Annotated in this window: 13 protein-coding genes; 5 read left to right on the top strand and 8 right to left on the bottom strand. The window is 57.1% G+C overall.

Features of this window, described 5'->3' with window-relative positions; genetic code table 11:
• Positions 1 to 13: 13 nt before the first annotated feature.
• The 7 genes from WCL58_RS00595 to flhD all read right to left on the bottom strand — a co-directional run bounded on the left by WCL58_RS00595 (position 14) and on the right by flhD (position 7,477).
• Complete coding sequence (locus tag WCL58_RS00595; protein WP_060420782.1) at positions 14 to 1,684, bottom strand: methyl-accepting chemotaxis protein; 1,671 nt, start codon at positions 1,682 to 1,684, stop codon at positions 14 to 16.
• 195 nt (positions 1,685 to 1,879) lie between these two features.
• Complete coding sequence (gene cheW, locus WCL58_RS00590; RefSeq protein WP_025303271.1) at positions 1,880 to 2,380, bottom strand: chemotaxis protein CheW; 501 nt, start codon at positions 2,378 to 2,380, stop codon at positions 1,880 to 1,882.
• Positions 2,381 to 2,412: 32 nt separating this feature from the next.
• The gene (gene cheA / locus WCL58_RS00585; protein ID WP_308379005.1) at positions 2,413 to 4,434 is read right to left on the bottom strand and encodes a chemotaxis protein CheA; all 2,022 of its coding nucleotides are present in this window, start codon (positions 4,432 to 4,434) and stop codon (positions 2,413 to 2,415) included.
• Positions 4,431 to 5,510 carry a flagellar motor protein MotB gene (motB, locus tag WCL58_RS00580; RefSeq protein WP_060439711.1) on the bottom strand — a complete coding sequence of 360 codons (1,080 nt, stop codon included), beginning with the start codon at positions 5,508 to 5,510 and terminating at the stop codon, positions 4,431 to 4,433. The genes cheA and motB overlap by 4 nt, the downstream gene beginning before the upstream one ends.
• Positions 5,507 to 6,397 (bottom strand): flagellar motor stator protein MotA, encoded by an 891-nt coding sequence (motA, locus tag WCL58_RS00575; RefSeq protein ID WP_015378266.1) that lies wholly within the window; start codon positions 6,395 to 6,397, stop codon positions 5,507 to 5,509. Before motA ends, motB begins: the two co-directional genes overlap by 4 nt.
• A 145-nt stretch (positions 6,398 to 6,542) precedes the next feature.
• On the bottom strand, positions 6,543 to 7,127 hold the full coding sequence (gene flhC / locus WCL58_RS00570) for a flagellar transcriptional regulator FlhC (RefSeq protein ID WP_019452971.1): 585 nt from the start codon (positions 7,125 to 7,127) through the stop codon (positions 6,543 to 6,545).
• On the bottom strand, positions 7,127 to 7,477 hold the full coding sequence (gene flhD, locus WCL58_RS00565) for a flagellar transcriptional regulator FlhD (protein ID WP_033643537.1): 351 nt from the start codon (positions 7,475 to 7,477) through the stop codon (positions 7,127 to 7,129). Before flhD ends, flhC begins: the two co-directional genes overlap by 1 nt.
• A gap of 1,347 nt (positions 7,478 to 8,824) precedes the next feature.
• Here flhD and ydgT point away from each other — a divergent pair.
• The 3 genes from ydgT (at position 8,825) to WCL58_RS00550 (ending at position 10,774) form a co-directional block, all read left to right on the top strand.
• Positions 8,825 to 9,040, top strand: a complete 216-nt coding sequence (gene ydgT / locus WCL58_RS00560) for a transcription modulator YdgT (protein ID WP_336850301.1) — start codon at positions 8,825 to 8,827, stop codon at positions 9,038 to 9,040.
• A 197-nt stretch (positions 9,041 to 9,237) separates the two neighbouring features.
• A complete protein-coding gene (uspC, locus tag WCL58_RS00555) occupies positions 9,238 to 9,657 on the top strand; it encodes a universal stress protein UspC (RefSeq protein ID WP_060420775.1) in 420 nt (139 codons plus the stop codon).
• Between the two features lie 85 nt (positions 9,658 to 9,742).
• Entirely contained in the window at positions 9,743 to 10,774 is a 1,032-nt protein-coding gene (locus WCL58_RS00550) for an NADP-dependent oxidoreductase (RefSeq protein ID WP_070914635.1), read from the top strand.
• A 34-nt stretch (positions 10,775 to 10,808) separates the two neighbouring features.
• Here the strand turns inward: WCL58_RS00550 and pcp are convergent, their stop codons facing one another.
• Positions 10,809 to 11,456 (bottom strand): pyroglutamyl-peptidase I, encoded by a 648-nt coding sequence (pcp, locus tag WCL58_RS00545; RefSeq protein ID WP_060420769.1) that lies wholly within the window; start codon positions 11,454 to 11,456, stop codon positions 10,809 to 10,811.
• Between the two features lie 97 nt (positions 11,457 to 11,553).
• Between pcp and WCL58_RS00540 the strand changes: the two genes are divergently transcribed.
• On the top strand, positions 11,554 to 12,486 hold the full coding sequence (locus tag WCL58_RS00540; RefSeq protein ID WP_336850300.1) for a LysR family transcriptional regulator: 933 nt from the start codon (positions 11,554 to 11,556) through the stop codon (positions 12,484 to 12,486).
• A gap of 512 nt (positions 12,487 to 12,998) precedes the next feature.
• Positions 12,999 to 15,371, top strand: coding sequence for a type VI secretion system Vgr family protein (locus WCL58_RS00535; RefSeq protein ID WP_225528658.1), 2,373 nt, complete (start codon positions 12,999 to 13,001; stop codon positions 15,369 to 15,371).
• Positions 15,372 to 15,373 lie beyond the last annotated feature (2 nt).

Here is a 15,373-nt window from a genome sequence, read left to right as displayed (position 1 = left end):
GGCCCGATACCGGTCAGAACGTTTCCCAGTTATCCTGCAGATCGCTGGCGTTCATTTTCTTATGATTGATTACCGGTGTTACCGTCGCCTTGCTGGTGGCAGGCGCTTTAAACTCTTCCTGGCCTTCCGACCTCAGGCGGAATACCGCCACCGACTGGGTCAGCATGCTGGCCTGTTCTTCCAGCGCTGCCGCCGCCGAGGCGGATTCTTCCACCAACGAGGCGTTCTGCTGGGTCACGCGGTCCATTTCCGCTACCGCCTGGCCAACCTGATCGATACCGCGGCTCTGCTCGTCAGAAGCCGACGCGATTTCGCCCATGATGTCGGTCACGCGGGTAACGGCGTTGACGATATCGCCCATGGTTTCGCCGGCGCTTTCCACCAGCACGGAGCCCATATCGACGCGGCTGACCGAGTCTTCGATCAGGCCTTTGATCTCTTTCGCCGCCTGCGCGCTGCGCTGCGCCAGGTTGCGCACTTCACCGGCCACCACCGCGAAGCCGCGGCCCTGCTCGCCGGCGCGCGCCGCTTCCACCGCGGCGTTCAACGCCAGGATGTTGGTCTGGAAGGCGATGCCGTCGATCACGCCGGTGATATCGGCGATTTTCTGCGAGCTGCCGGCGATGTCGTGCATGGTCTGCACCACGTTGGCCACGACCTTGCCGCCTTTCTGCGCGGTTTCGGAGGCGCTCAGCGCCAGCTGTGAAGCCTGACGGGCGTTTTCGGCGTTCTGTTTCACCGTCGCGGTCAGCTGTTCCATGCTGGCGGCGGTCTCTTCCAGCGAAGCGGCCTGCTGCTCGGTGCGGGAGGAGAGATCGTTGTTGCCCGCGGCGATTTCCGACGCGCCGCTGTAGATGGCGTCCGCGCCCTGACGTACGCCGCTGACGGTTTCGATCAGCTCGCTTTGCATGTGTTTCAGGCTGGCCGCCAGCACGCCCATTTCGTTGCGGCTGGTGACGACGATCTGCTGAGTCAGGTCGCCGGCGGCGATCTGTTTGATGTGGTCAATCATGCGGTTCAGCGGGCGCACCAGGATGTGATGAATGCCGGTCCAGGCCAGTACGATCACCGCCAGCACCACCACCAGAATCACGATCAGCGTCCAAATGGCCGAGTTGTAGGAGCTGTTGCTGCCGTCGACCGCGATTTGATACAGCTTGCCGTTTTGCTCCAGATAAACGTTGTAGCTCTGCTCAAAGTTGTCCTGGTAGCTCTGCGTAGGCTGATCGAAGAAGGCGTTAATCTTGCCTTCGCCCAGCAGTTGGATCAGTTCGGAGAGCGCGCCGTACAGAATGTCGTACTGTTGCTTAACGCGCTCTGCCGACTGGGGATCCTGACGCGGATCCTGAGGGATTTTTTCGTAAGCGGCATAGTGTCTTTCCGCCTCGGCCAGCTCTTCTTTCGCTTTGCCCAGCAGCTCATCAATGGTGGCGCCGCTGCCGATCTTATTGGTATCCATCATGTAGCGAATACCGGCACGGTTCAGGGAGTTGCGCGCCTGCAGCAGGTCAACGCGGCTTTCACTCAGCTGCAGCTGCTGCTGGCGGATAGTTTGCAGGACGGTAAAGTTTTCCTTATCGCTTTTCAGCGAGGAGAAAAAGAGTCCGCCCGAAATCAACTGCAAGGCGCCAAACAGCACCAACACCAGCAACAGGCTGGTGACCACCTTCATACGATTTAACATGATTTCCCTTGTTGAAGCCCGCGCAGACAGGCTCTGATGACGTTGAATGTGAGAGTTATCGGCGCCGTGCGGCAAAACTTTATGCGGGAAAGTAACTATTTTTAGTGGGGGTTCCGGGCTCGGTCGGCGGCGTCGCGACAGGTCAGGAAGAGTGATGGATGAAGGGGGCAGCGCCCTGCCCCCTCGGGTCATGAATCAGACGCTTTTCGCCACGCTGTCGACCAGCGACATCTCTTCGCTGCTCAGCAGCTTTTCGATATCCACCAGGATCAGCATGCGCTCGCCCAGCGAACCGAGACCGGTGAGGTATTCGGTCGCCAGCGTCACCGCGAACTCCGGCGCCGGGCGGATCTGCTCGGCGGTCAGCGACAGCACGTCGGAAACGCCGTCGACCACGATGCCCACCACGCGCTGGCCAAAGTTCAGCACGATCACCACGGTGTTTTCATCGTAAGACACGCTTTGTTGCGAGAATTTCACCCGCAGATCGATGATCGGGACGATCACGCCGCGCAGGTTAGTGACGCCCTTGATGAACGCCGGCGTGTTGGCGATACGGGTCACCTGATCGTAGCCGCGAATTTCCTGCACCTTGAGGATATCGATGCCGTACTCCTCGTTGCCCAGGGTAAAAATCAGAAACTCTTGCCCTACCGTTTCGCCAGCCAATTTGCTGACGGCTGCCAATCCTGCCATATCATTCACCTTTTAAATCAATAAACTCATTATTATGCGGCGGCGTCCGTCAGACGCTTTTCACGGTTCAAGGTTTGCAACGCCGAGACATCGACGATCAAGGCCACGCTGCCGTCGCCCAAAATGGTCGCGGCGGAGATGCCCGGCACTTTGCGGTAGTTGCTTTCCAGATTCTTCACCACCACCTGATGTTGGCCAATCAGCTGATCCACCAGCAACGCATAGCGGCGGCCGGCGCTTTGCAGGATAACGACGATGCCCTGCGTGGCGTCGGTTTTGGCGCCTTCCACTTCAAATACCCGATACAGCTCCACCAGCGGCAGATATTCGCCGCGCACCTGCAGCACGCGTTCGCCGCCGGCCAGCGGATGCAGATCTTCTGCCTGCGGCTGCAGCGATTCCATTACCGCATTCAGCGGCAGGATAAAGACTTCGTCGTTCACCTTGACCGACATGCCGTCGAGGATCGCCAGCGTCAGCGGCAGCAGGATGCGGATGGTGGTGCCTTTACCGGCCTGCGAACGGATCTCGACGTGGCCGCCCATCTCCTGAATATTCCGTTTCACCACGTCCATGCCGACGCCGCGGCCGGAAACGTCGGTCACCTGCTCGGCGGTGGAGAAGCCCGGTGCGAAGATCAGCATGCCGACCTCTTCATCGCTCATGCTGTCGCTCACCGCCAGCCCTTGCGACGCGGCCTTGGCGAGAATTTTTTCGCGGTTCAGGCCCGCGCCGTCGTCGATAACCTCAATGCAGATGTTGCCGCCCTGGTGTTCGGCCGACAACACCAGATTGCCCACCGCCGACTTGCCGGCGGCGATGCGGGTGCCCGGCTCTTCGATACCGTGATCGAGGCTGTTGCGCACCAGGTGCGTCAACGGATCGATAATGCGTTCGATCAGGCTCTTGTCCAGTTCGGTGGAACTGCCCTGCAGCGTCAGCTCCACCTGCTTGTTCAGCTTGCCGGCCAGATCGCGCACCAGGCGCGGATAGCGGCTGAAGACATATTCCATCGGCATCATGCGGATCGACATCACCGACTCCTGCAGATCGCGCGCGTTACGCTCCAGTTGGCTCATGCTGTTCAGCAAATCGCCGTGGTTCACCGGATCGAGCGTGCCGGAGCGCTGCGCCAGCATCGACTGGGTGATCACCAGCTCGCCCACCAGGTTGATCAGCTGATCCACCTTTTCCACCGCCACGCGAATGCTGGTGGACTCGCTCGCCTTGGCGCGCGCTTTCGGCGCTTCCGCCGGAGCGGCGGCCGGTTTGGCGGCAGGCGGCGCGGCGTTCGCGACCGGCGCAGGTGCAGCTTCCGGCGCGGCGACCGCTGCCGGTAAGCTCGCTTCTGCAAGGGCCGGTTCGCTCTGCGTCGGCGTCGAGAAGCTGATTTGTTCCGGCTCCAGCACGAAGCACAGCACGGCGCTGATGTCGTCTTCGCTGGCGGAGGTGAGCAACGTCACGTCCAGACTGTGTTCCGTCTGATGAGGGTCTTTAACCTCGCCGAGGTTGCCCAGCTCTTCCAACATCAAGGGGATTTCACTGGCTTTCAGCCCGTTCAGGCTGATGCGCATGCCGCCTTCGATCGCCGCCGGCGCAGCCACCGGCTTCACGACAGGCTGCTGAACGGCCGGTTGAGCCGCAGGCGCCTCCTGCTGCTGTTGCGCCTCCAACGCCAGCTGGCGCAGCGCCTGGCAAATGTATTCAAAGCTTTCGGCATCAGGCTGTTGCGAGGTTTTATAGGCGTCCAGTTGCTCCTGCATAATGTCTTTGGTTTCCAGAAACAGGTTGATAATCTCGGTGCTCAGGCTCATTTCCTGGCGTCTTGCACCGTCCAGCAGGTTCTCCAGCAGGTGGGTCGTTTCCTGCAGCACCGAAAAGCCAAAGGTCGCCGCACCGCCCTTGATCGAGTGCGCCGCGCGGAAGATGGCGTTCAACGGCTCGATATCGGGGGCCAGCGGATCCAGCTCCAGCAGGTGTTGCTCCATGTCGGCCAGCAACTCGTCCGCCTCATCAAAGAAGGTCTGATAAAAATCGCTAATGTCCATGCTCACGGGGTCACCTCTGGCTGTGAGTCGCGGTTAGTCGGTGCGGGTGCGGCCGCCGGTTGTTCCGGCGCTTGGCCGGCCGGGGCTATCGCCGGGGATGTCTGCGATTGAGCGACAGGGTCTGCCGCCGGCGGCGGCGTCGCTTGATCGGTCGGCGTTACCGCCTGGGGTTCCGGCGTTTGGCTGGCCGGCGCAGTCGCCGACGGCGCCAGCTGCTTCAGGCTAGCCGGCTGGGCGATATCCATCGCGTTGCTTTCGGCATTTTCGTGTTCGATGCCTTCTTGCGTTTGCTTATTCAGCACCAGCACGGTGATGCGACGGTTAATCGCGTCATCGGCACCGTGCTGTTTCAAGCTCATGGTGGCCGCCATGCCCACCACCCGCAGCACTTTGCCTTCCGCCAGGCCGCCGGCGATCAGCTCGCGCCGGGAGGCGTTGGCGCGATCGGCCGACAGTTCCCAGTTGCTGTAGCCGCGCTCGCCGGTGGCGTAAGGGATATCATCAGTGTGGCCGGACAGGCTGATCTTGTTCGGCAGGTCGTTAAGGATCGGCGCTATCGCCCGCAGAATATCGCGCATGTAGCTCTCGACCTGCGCGCTGCCGGTTTTGAACATCGGCCGGTTCTGACTATCGATAATCTGGATGCGCAGCCCTTCGTCCATCATGTTGATCAACAGATGCGGACGCAGCGCCTTCAGGCGCGGGTCGGACTCAATCAATTCGTCCAACTTTTCGCGCAGCTTGTTCAGGCGCAGCTCTTCGGCGCGCGAGTCCGGCGAGTCGACCTGCTTTCTCACCAGGCCGTGCTGCTGGGTAGGATCGTCGCCGCCGCCCGGGATCGGGCTGCTTTCGGAACTGCTCTTGTCGCCGCTGGTCAGGGCGACCTTGAGCGGCGTGCGGAAATATTCGGCGATCTGCGTCAGCTCCTGCGGGCTGGCGATCGCCAGCAGCCACATCACCAGGAAAAACGCCATCATCGCCGTCATAAAGTCGGCATAAGCGATCTTCCAGGAGCCGCCGTGATGGGCGGCATGATGCGACTTGCGCTTTCTGACCAGAACGACCGGATGATTCTGTTTCATGCTTCTTCTTCTTCCGTCGCCTGCTGCGCCGGCGCTTTCACGCGGCGCACGTGTTCTTCCAGCTCAACGAAAGAAGGACGTTCGGTGGTGTACAGCGTTTTACGGCCAAACTCGACGGCGATCTGCGGCGCGTAACCGTTCAGGCTCGACAGCAGCGTGACCTTGATGCACTGCATCATCTTGACGTTTTCGGCGCTCTTCTGGCGCAGCAACGTGGCCAGCGGCGAGATAAAGCCGTAGGCCAGCAAAATGCCGAGGAAAGTACCGACCATGGCGTTAGCGATCAGCGCGCCCAGTTCCGCTGCCGGCCGATCGGCCGAAGCCAGGGCGTGCACCACCCCCATCACCGCCGCGACGATACCAAACGCCGGCAAGGAGTCGCCCACCATCGCCAGGCTGCCGGCGGGCACTTCACTTTCCTGCTCGTAGGTTTCGATCTCTTCGTCCATCAGCGCTTCGATCTCGAACGCATTCATATTGCCGCTCACCATCAGCCGTAAATAGTCGGTAATGAACTCCACCAGGGTGTTATCGGCAAGGATGCGCGGATAATTAGAGAAAATTTCACTTTCTTGTGGATTATCGATGTCGAACTCGAGCGACAGCATGCCTTGCTGACGCGATTTGGCCAGCAGGCGGAACAACAGCGCCATCAGATCCATGTACAGATCTTTGTTGTATTTGGAACGGCGCATCAGCCGCGGCAGCGCGCGCAGCGTAGCCTTGATCGCCTTGCCGTTGTTGCCGACGATGAAAGCGCCGACCCCCGCCCCGCCGATAATCAGAAACTCCGCCGGTTGATATAACGCACCGAGATGACCGCCCACGATCAGGTAGCCGCCAAACACCGCACCCAATACCACGAGATAACCCAAAATAACTAGCACACGCATTCCTTAAATTAACAATGTGGATGGAAGGTGGGGCAAACGCGCCCTGGCGCGACAGACCAGGCTGCGTGTCTGGGGGCGGCATGCCGCCCCTGCGTATCACACGTCGGTATTCATTGCCGAGAGCCGGCAATGTGGCGGCTCAAATGGCGCGTTTGACCTGCTCGTCCAGCAGTTGAGGAATAATATCGGCCAGTTGCGGCGAAAGTTTACGTCTTTTTACGGCGCGGGATGGGGGTTGGCATAAACTGCAGATGAAACCGTTCAGCGGCTGGTGCGCGTGGGTGATAAATGCGCCGCCACAGCAGCTGCAGGCGGAAAGCTGCAGCATGCCGCTGTCGACGAAACGCACCAGCGTCCAGGCACGGGTCAGCGCCAGCAGCGGCGCATCGCCGGCCTGCTGGGGGCACTGCTCCAGATAGAGGCGATAGGCTTTAATCACCGCTTCGACCCCGCTGCACTGCCCGCTTTTCATCAGAAACAGGTAAGCGTTGTAAAACATCGACGAGTGAATATTCTGTTCCCAGGTCATAAACCAGTCGGTTGAGAACGGCAACATCCCTTTTGGCGGCGGGCTACCGCGCAACTCCTTATAAAGTTTAATCAAGCGCCCGCGGCTGAGCTGGGTTTCGCTCTCCAGCATCTGCAAACGGGCTCCCAGTGAAATCAGCTCCATGGCGAGCTGAATGTCCTTGGCTTCTTGAACAATACTTTTCTCAACCATCATCAGGCTCTTTTCTTCGTCGGGCTAGCGTCTTTACTCGATAGCTCTTGCAGTAAATGGCTTGATAGCAAAATGCCGGTATGGATTTGTTGCAGATCGTCGACGCGCGACTCTTTGGTCAGGCGTTCGATGGTCTGGTGATCGTTAAAGCGGAAGTGGCAAACCAGCTGGTTGGTCTCGGCCAGTTTGACCATTTGCGGTAAAGTCAGCTGCGCCAACGCGTCGGCCATGGTTTCATCGATACCAAGGCGGAACATCGCGGACGCTTTTTCATCGTTGATCAAACGCTGTGCTAAAAGTAAATATGACAAATTGATGTCATAAATATGCTTAAGTAATTCAGACGTACCCATATTCCCCATCCCGACAGACTATGTTTAAAAACATACGCTGGGTGATAAATTTTATCGCCCGTGACCTGGGTTGTTTCCCAAAGTTGGCAAATTAATCTCTCAAAAACGACTGCTATAATTTTCGCCAATCGCTAAATTCGACCACTGTTCAGTATTTGCTACGAGCGTAAACCAACGTGTATGGATGTACAGCATTCTGCTTCGATAGTGTTTAGTCACCATGAAACTATTTTTACAAATTTAATAAGATTATTCCTAAAGCAGCGCAACTCTACCCCCGAACCATTAGCACACACAATGTAAGTGAGAGGCAATTTTAAATACAATGTGACATAGATCACAAAAATAAAAAATATTTAAGCCAAATACCCCCAAATACGCACATTTATTGACCACCATTTTGCTCACAAAACAGACACAGGTAAAAAAACGTCTTAAAAACAATGTTTATCAGCCAAAAAATTATCTTTTTTAGATCAATTCGAACAAAAGCATCACCAAACCAAAATAACAGAACAAAAATCTGCATGTAGCTGACAAACTCAGCATAAATAACCAGTTAAGCCGCTAAAAAATATCCAAGCTGAAAAATAACCGCTGTAAACTATAAGGTTATTAGCTATCAGATTTGACTTAAGCCCCCGCTTGAGGCTGTTCTAATTTTCAACATCAGGTGATTAAGGCTTATCAATGATTCGCTGGCGTAGTGAACAAGCAAACAGACGTAACGATATGTTTCCGTATCAGCACGGCGAAAGAATGGTCTTTTTACGTTAAATCACCCCTAAAACGGCATATCGGCAGCACACCCTAAAACTTTAATGCTTTTTTATTTCTTTTCTGTCGCCGTTATAATTATTCCGCAGGTGAATAGATTATTAACCCGCCCCCGTTTCCATCCTTTCATTGCGATAAAATAAAACGCAGTTTTGTTTTACTCCCCCCAATCTTCAGCGTCAGGGAGGTGAAACCTCAACGCAAGCGGCAATGACAAACACCGCGTAATGCCGTTGCGCCTCTTAGGGCGGGTGAAAAAAACGCCGCAAAAGCGACAGCGCGAACTGGCGCGCAGCAGGAACAGCGGCGCTTCTGCCGTCATCCGCGCAGCCTCGCCCTGAGACTTTCCCTATTTCTTCATTTATCAGCAGGATGAGATTGCTGATGACGCACTTGCATATTATGATTTATCGAAGCGCCGCCGCAGGCGACGCCTCATTATTACCCAGTGCAATTTATCTACTTGAAATGATTTTTGTCAGGTCGTACATCACTGCCTCGGCGGCGTCGCCGTGAGCCGCTGATGTGTTATTCACCCGGCTTTAACTATTAACAGGCTATATTTTAATCATGACCGATACGCTCGAATATTTGCTGACATTCCGTAAATGCTCCTCTTTGGACAGCCTGGAAAAGGTGTACAACAAACTGAACTATTCCATTGAAAATGATACAGAAATGAGCAACATGTACCGCGCCGCCGACCACCGTCGCGCCGAGCTGGTTGCCGGTAAATTGTTCGATCTGGGCAAGGTGCCGAAAACGCTGTGGGCGCAGGTGCTTTAATTCAGCGAAATTACGTGCGGCAACGGTTTTATCTTTTATTGCTATATAACCGGGCAAACGCCGCTTTTATTGCCGCGCGTGATGCGAAACACATTTATTACGCCCATCAGGTTCTACCCTTTATCCGAGCGCAGCATGTTCTCTAAGGCCACCGACGCGGCAGCCTGAAACACGGCGGAAACAACAAGGAGTGGGATATGGGGTATCAAAACGTTCTGGTCACCGTCGCCGTCGCGCCTGACAGCCACCGCCTGGTGGAAAAGGCCGTCTCTATCGTCCGCCCCTACGCCGGCAACATCACCCTGTTAAGCACCCTCGCCAACCCGGAAATGTACAACAATTTCGCCGGGCCGATGCTGGGCGATTTGCGCACGCTGATGGAGGAGGAAACCCGGCTGTTTATGGAAGAGCTGCGTCAACGCGCCGGTTACCCGATTGCTGATATGCTGATCGTGCACGGCGAACTGGGTGACAGCCTGGAATACGCCAGCCGCAGCAGGCCGTTCGACCTGCTGCTGTGCGGCAATCACCGCGACGGCATGATGAACAAAGTCTCCTGTTCCGCCGCCCGCTTCATCAATATCAGCCATATTGACGTACTGATCGTCCCGCTCTAAGGCTAAGCACATTCGGTAACGTTGCCTTGCCGCCCCTGAACTAGGCTTAACGAACCTTGTTTGTCGCAATGCAAAGGAGCTCTCGATGTCCCCTTCTCAACAGAACCGCCGCTTCCTGCTGGCCTCGCGCCCCCACGGCGAACCGACGGCGGCGAACTTTCGTCTCGACAACGTCCCCGTGCCGCAGCCCGGCGCGGGACAGCTGTTGTTGCGTACCGTTTATCTGTCGCTGGATCCTTATATGCGCGGGCGCATGAGCGATGCCCCTTCTTATGCGCCGCCGGTCGAGATCGGTCAGGTGATGGTGGGTGGCACGGTCTCGCGCGTGGCGGTCTCACAGCATCCCGACTTCAACGTCGGCGATTGGGTGCTGGGTTATGACGGCTGGCAGGATTATGCCCTGTCCGACGGCAGCGGCCTGCGCAACCTCGGCCCGCACCTGCCGCACCCTTCCCGCCTGCTGGGCGTGCTGGGCATGCCAGGGTTTACCGCTTACATGGGGTTACTCGATATCGGCCAACCGCAGGCGGGTGAAACGCTGGTGGTGGCCGCCGCCAGCGGGGCAGTCGGTTCGGTGGTCGGCCAAATCGGGAAGCTGAAAGGCTGCCGCGTTGTCGGCGTTGCCGGCGGAGCGGAAAAGTGCCGCTATGTGGTGGAAGAATTGGGTTTCGACGCCTGCATCGATCACCGCGCGCCCGACTTTGCCGAGCAATTGGCCGCTGCCTGCCCGCAGGGCATCGACATCTATTATGAAAACGTCGGCGGTGCGGTGTTCGACGCCGTGTTGCCGCTGTTGAACGCCAAAGCCCGCATTCCGGTCTGCGGCATCATTGCCCATTACAATGCCACCGGATTACCCGCCGGGCCGGACCGTTTGCCGCTGCTGGAGGGGCTGATCCTGCGTAAACGCATTCGTATGCAAGGCTTTATCATCTTCGACGACTACGGCTCTCGCTTTGATGAGTTCCTGCAACAGATGAGCAGTTGGGTCGAGCAGGGGAAAATCAAGTTCCGCGAGGACATCGTCGACGGGCTGGAACAGGCGCCGCAGGCGTTTATCGGTCTGCTGCAGGGCAAGAACTTCGGCAAACTGGTGATCCGCGTCGCCGACGAGTAACCGGTAACAGGGCGTGGTACACCACGCCCTGCTTTTAATGCACGGCACCGTCGCCGAATCGCGCATCCTCCTCTACCGTCAGCGTCACCTGCACGATAGTGCGCACCGCTTCCACCATCGTCGCCAGCGCCATACTCGGCTTGCCCGGATGCGCCGCCGCCAGCGTGTGGCTGTACGGAATATGCACGAATCCCCCCCTGACCTTCGCGTGCTGCGTCTCCAGATAGTGCCGCAGACCGTAAAAGATATGGTTGCAGTTATAAGTGCCTGCCGTATAAGACACCCCCGCCGGGATCCCCTGCCGGCGCAGCTGCTGCACCGCGGCCTTGACGGGCAGCGTACTGAAATAGCCCACTGGCCCGCCGGCGACGACCGGTACGTCGATCGGCTGCTTACCGGCATTGTCGGGAATGCGGGCATCGATCAGATTGATGGCCACCCGTTCCAGCGATATCTCGGCACGGCCCCCGGCCAGCCCCAGACAAATCACCGCCAGCGGCTGCAATGCCTCGATCGCAGCGATCAACTGCAGGTTGGCCTGGCCCAATACGCAGGGCAGCTCGAGCACCGCGATCTCCGCGCCGGCGATCTGCTCACCGGCCAATGCCTGCGCGACCTGCCAGGAAGGGTTCACCGCGTCACCATCGAACGGCTCAATGCCGGTAACCAAGACTTTGTTCATCATTTCTCCTGACTGAAGGCCAAATTCGTGTGCTACCAGCCTAGAGAACGCAGTATGATTCTGGAAATGGATTATCTGTATATAGAGTATTCATAAAATGAATTTAGCCAACGTCGATCTCAACTTGCTGGTGGTGTTCGAGGCGTTGTATCAGACGCGCAACGTGACCGCCGCAGGCCGGCGTCTCAACCGCGCCCAGCCCTCCGTCAGCAATGCCTTGGCGCGGCTGCGCACGCTGCTGAACGATCCGCTGTTTGTTCGCAGCGGCGGCGGCATGGCGCCCACGCCGCGCGCCCATCAGCTTATGCCGCAGATACGGCAGGTGCTTGAACAGATCCACCTGGCATTGGCACCCCCTGCCCGTTTCGATCCGGCCACCGCCGGGCAACGGCGCTTTACGCTGGCGGCCGGCGACTATGCCGATATCTTACTGTTGCCCGCCATCATCAGTCGATTGCGTCAGACAGCGCCCGGCATTGATATTCGCGTTTCGCGCTTGGATCGTCACAATATTTACCGGCAGCTGGATCGTGGTGAGGTGGACATCGCGCTGGGAGGGCATCTTTCCGGTACGGAAAGCCACTATGTGCGCACGTTGTTTGAAGAGCATCTAGTGTGCATCGCCAGCCGTTCGCACCCACAGCTGGCGGATGGCAGCTGGGATCTGGCGCGCTATCTCAGCCTGCCGCACGGGCTGTACGCACCGGCCGACGACGGCTCTGCCAGAGGATTGGTCGACCGTCGCCTGGCGGAAATCGGCGGCCAGCGGCGCGTCGCCGTAACCTTTTCGCATATTGTCGCTCTGCCGGCCGTGGTCGCCGGCAGCGATCTGATCGCCACCCTGGCCGCCAGCGTGGCTCGACGCTTTTCCGATCCGCAACGCGTACGTTTTCTCCCGCTGCCCGACGAGTTGGCCATCGCCCCCTTTCCCATTGAACTGATCGCCGGCCGGCAGGCGCAACGCGACCCGGCCTTAATCTGGCTCTGCGAACTGATCGGCCAAATTCCCTTCGATTTCTGCCCGGCTTAACGCCGGCACTCGCTGCATTTTCAACCGTTCAAACCCGCACCTCAGGCCCTGTCGCTGGGCCTTTTTTCGCCCACCAAATAGGAATCATCCGAATTCACATTCGACAAATTTATATATTTGATCATCTTTAACTGGCAAATGGTAAGGATAAAAAACAGTCAGTGACTTTTTTTACGAAAAAAAAGAGTTGTTTTATAAACACGTTGGTTTAAGTGTTACAGATTTACTTTTTGGTATTACCAATTTCCCAATAATTTGAGATAAAAAATGATCTGCTCGCATCTATATGTTTTAGATAATAAAAAGCAAGATCGTGAGCAAGTTAACGAATTGAGCATTGATCCACAAGGCTATTTTGCAAATGCAGAGCTCTATTGTAGACTGCACAAATCGTGCCTTTGTGTAAACTTTGTTAAATCTTTCGTCAGTTCCTGTCTCAATTCGTGACAGATACGCCATCGGGATCGCGCGTCAACTCTCGTGCGGTAGCTATGCCTAAACCGGGGAATAGTATGGATCGCCTTATCATTGCGCACACGCCTTTGCCCGCCCATCAGCTGTTGTTCCGAAGCCTTTCCGGTGAGGAAAAACTGGCCGGGCTGTTCGAATTCGACGTCGAGCTGCTCAGCCCCGACAATCGGCTCGATCTGAAAGCACTGCTGGGACAAAAAATCACGCTGGAGCTGCGGGGCAATCCGTTGGCGCCGCGTTATCTCAACGGCAATATCACGCGCATGACGCTCTCCGGAAGAGAAGCCGGCGGCAACCGTTACTATATCTACCGCGCCGTGCTGCGCCCCACGCTGTGGTATCTGACGCAAAACCGCGACTTTCGCATCTACCAGGAAAAGACCGTTCCCGACATCCTGACTCAGGTGCTGGGGCAGTATCAGGTGAAAATCGATAATCGCCTGAGCTACGACTACCGCATCTGGGGATACTGCGTGCAGTACCAGGAGAGCGATTTCGACTTCATCAGCCGCCTGATGGAACACGAAGGCATCTATTACTATTTCACGCACCAGCAAGACGGCCATACGCTGGTGCTGGCTGATGCGCCGTCGGCACATCAGGAACTCACCGGCTACGCCAGCATTCCCTATCAGCTCGCGGAAGGCGGCCTGGTGGAAAATAAAGACAGCATCAACAGCTGGAGCGTCTCGGACGCCATTACGCCCAGCCTGTATAGCCTGGACGACTACGATTTTCGCAAACCGCGCGCGCGGTTGCTGGAGGCCCGGCAGAATCCCGCCTCGTTCGCGCAGGACAAAGCCGAGGTGTTCGACTGGCCCGGGCGTTATACCGATCACGCCCACGGCCAGTTTTACGTCAAGGTTCGCCAGCAGGAGTTCGAAGCGCAGCATGAACAGATGAGCGGCGAAGGCAGTTCGCAGGGCATTGCCCCCGGCTACCGTTTCCAACTGACCCAGGCGCCGCGCACGGAAGACAACCAGGCCTACTTGGTCGTCAGCGCACATTACTTCATGCAGGAAAACAGCTACGCCAGCAATGATAACGACGCCGGCGAGCAACGTACCGAATTTCAGGTCGTCCCGGCGGGCATCAACTGGCGCCCCGCGCGCACCACGCCCTGGCCGAAAACCCATGGCCCGCAAACCGCCGAAGTGGTTGGCCCGGAAGGCGAAAGCATCTGGACCGATAAATATGGCCGGGTGAAACTCAAGTTCCGTTGGGATCGCCACGGCAACGGCAATGAAACCAGCTCCTGCTGGGTACGCGTCTCCAGCGCCTGGGCCGGCTGGAAATACGGCGGGATCCAGATCCCGCGCGTGGGTGAGGAAGTGGTGGTCGACTTTATCAACGGCGATCCGGATCGCCCGATCATCACCGGCCGCGTTTACAACGAAGACAGCATGCCACCGTGGGATCTGCCCGGCGACGCCACCAAAATGGGCTTTATGAGCCGCAGCAAAGGCGGCGGCACCGACAACGCCAGCTTCCTGTTCCTGGAAGACGCGCCCGGCAACGAATCTTTCGACATGCACGCCGAACGCAACATGAATATGACGGTGGAAAACGACAAGAACGTCAATATTGACGGCAATCGTTTCACCCGCATCGGCAAAACGCAGGACCACCAGGTTATCGGCAATGCCACTTTCCTGTTCGGCTCAATGCGTAATACCACCGTTACCGGACCTGAAACCGCCACGTTCAACAGCGGACAACAGGTAGGTATTAAAGCCGGGCGTCAGTTCACCATTCACGACGGCGGCGATAACGTCAACATTACTGGCGATCAGACTATTCTGCTGAAGGGCAATCGCCACCATACGATTGAAAACAAGCAGACCCAACTGATTAAGCAAGGCCAGGACACCACCATTGAGCAGTATGGCCAGTCCACGAAAATCGAAACCGGCGACAAGAAGCTGGAGATAACCAGCGGGAACCAGAGCACCAAATTGGCGGCCGGCGACAAGAGCCTCGATATCACCGGCAACCTGACCTCTACCGTCAGCGGCGAAGAAACGCGCTCTCAGAATAAATTAACCGTCACCACCGCCACAGACTACGTGCAGAAAGCGTCGAAGATTAAGATCGCCACCGTCGATGGCGAAGGCCCCAGCGGTTCGGATATTTACATCCACGGCAACAAGGTGACGGTAAAAAGCGACAGTGAGCACATTATCATCCGCCCCAAGAACATGACCTGGACTAAGTGGCTGGATGTCGGTATCAAGACTGGCGCGGCATTCTCCATTACCGGCGGCCTGACCGTCGATGTTAAAACCGCCGCGGTAGTGAAGTTCGAACCCCAGTTCATCTTGTATAAAAAAGGTCCGGAAGCCGATTTCAACGATCTGAAAATGACTTATTGTTCCATTAGGCTCGCGATTGCGATCCTGACATCCATTTCATAAGG

This window comes from Serratia sp. TMDUHS_CL, assembly GCF_037137105.1.
GTDB classification, from domain to species: domain Bacteria; phylum Pseudomonadota; class Gammaproteobacteria; order Enterobacterales; family Enterobacteriaceae; genus Serratia; species Serratia nevei.
Note: the sequence above shows the minus strand (reverse complement) of the source record. Positions and strands in the feature narration are given on the sequence as shown.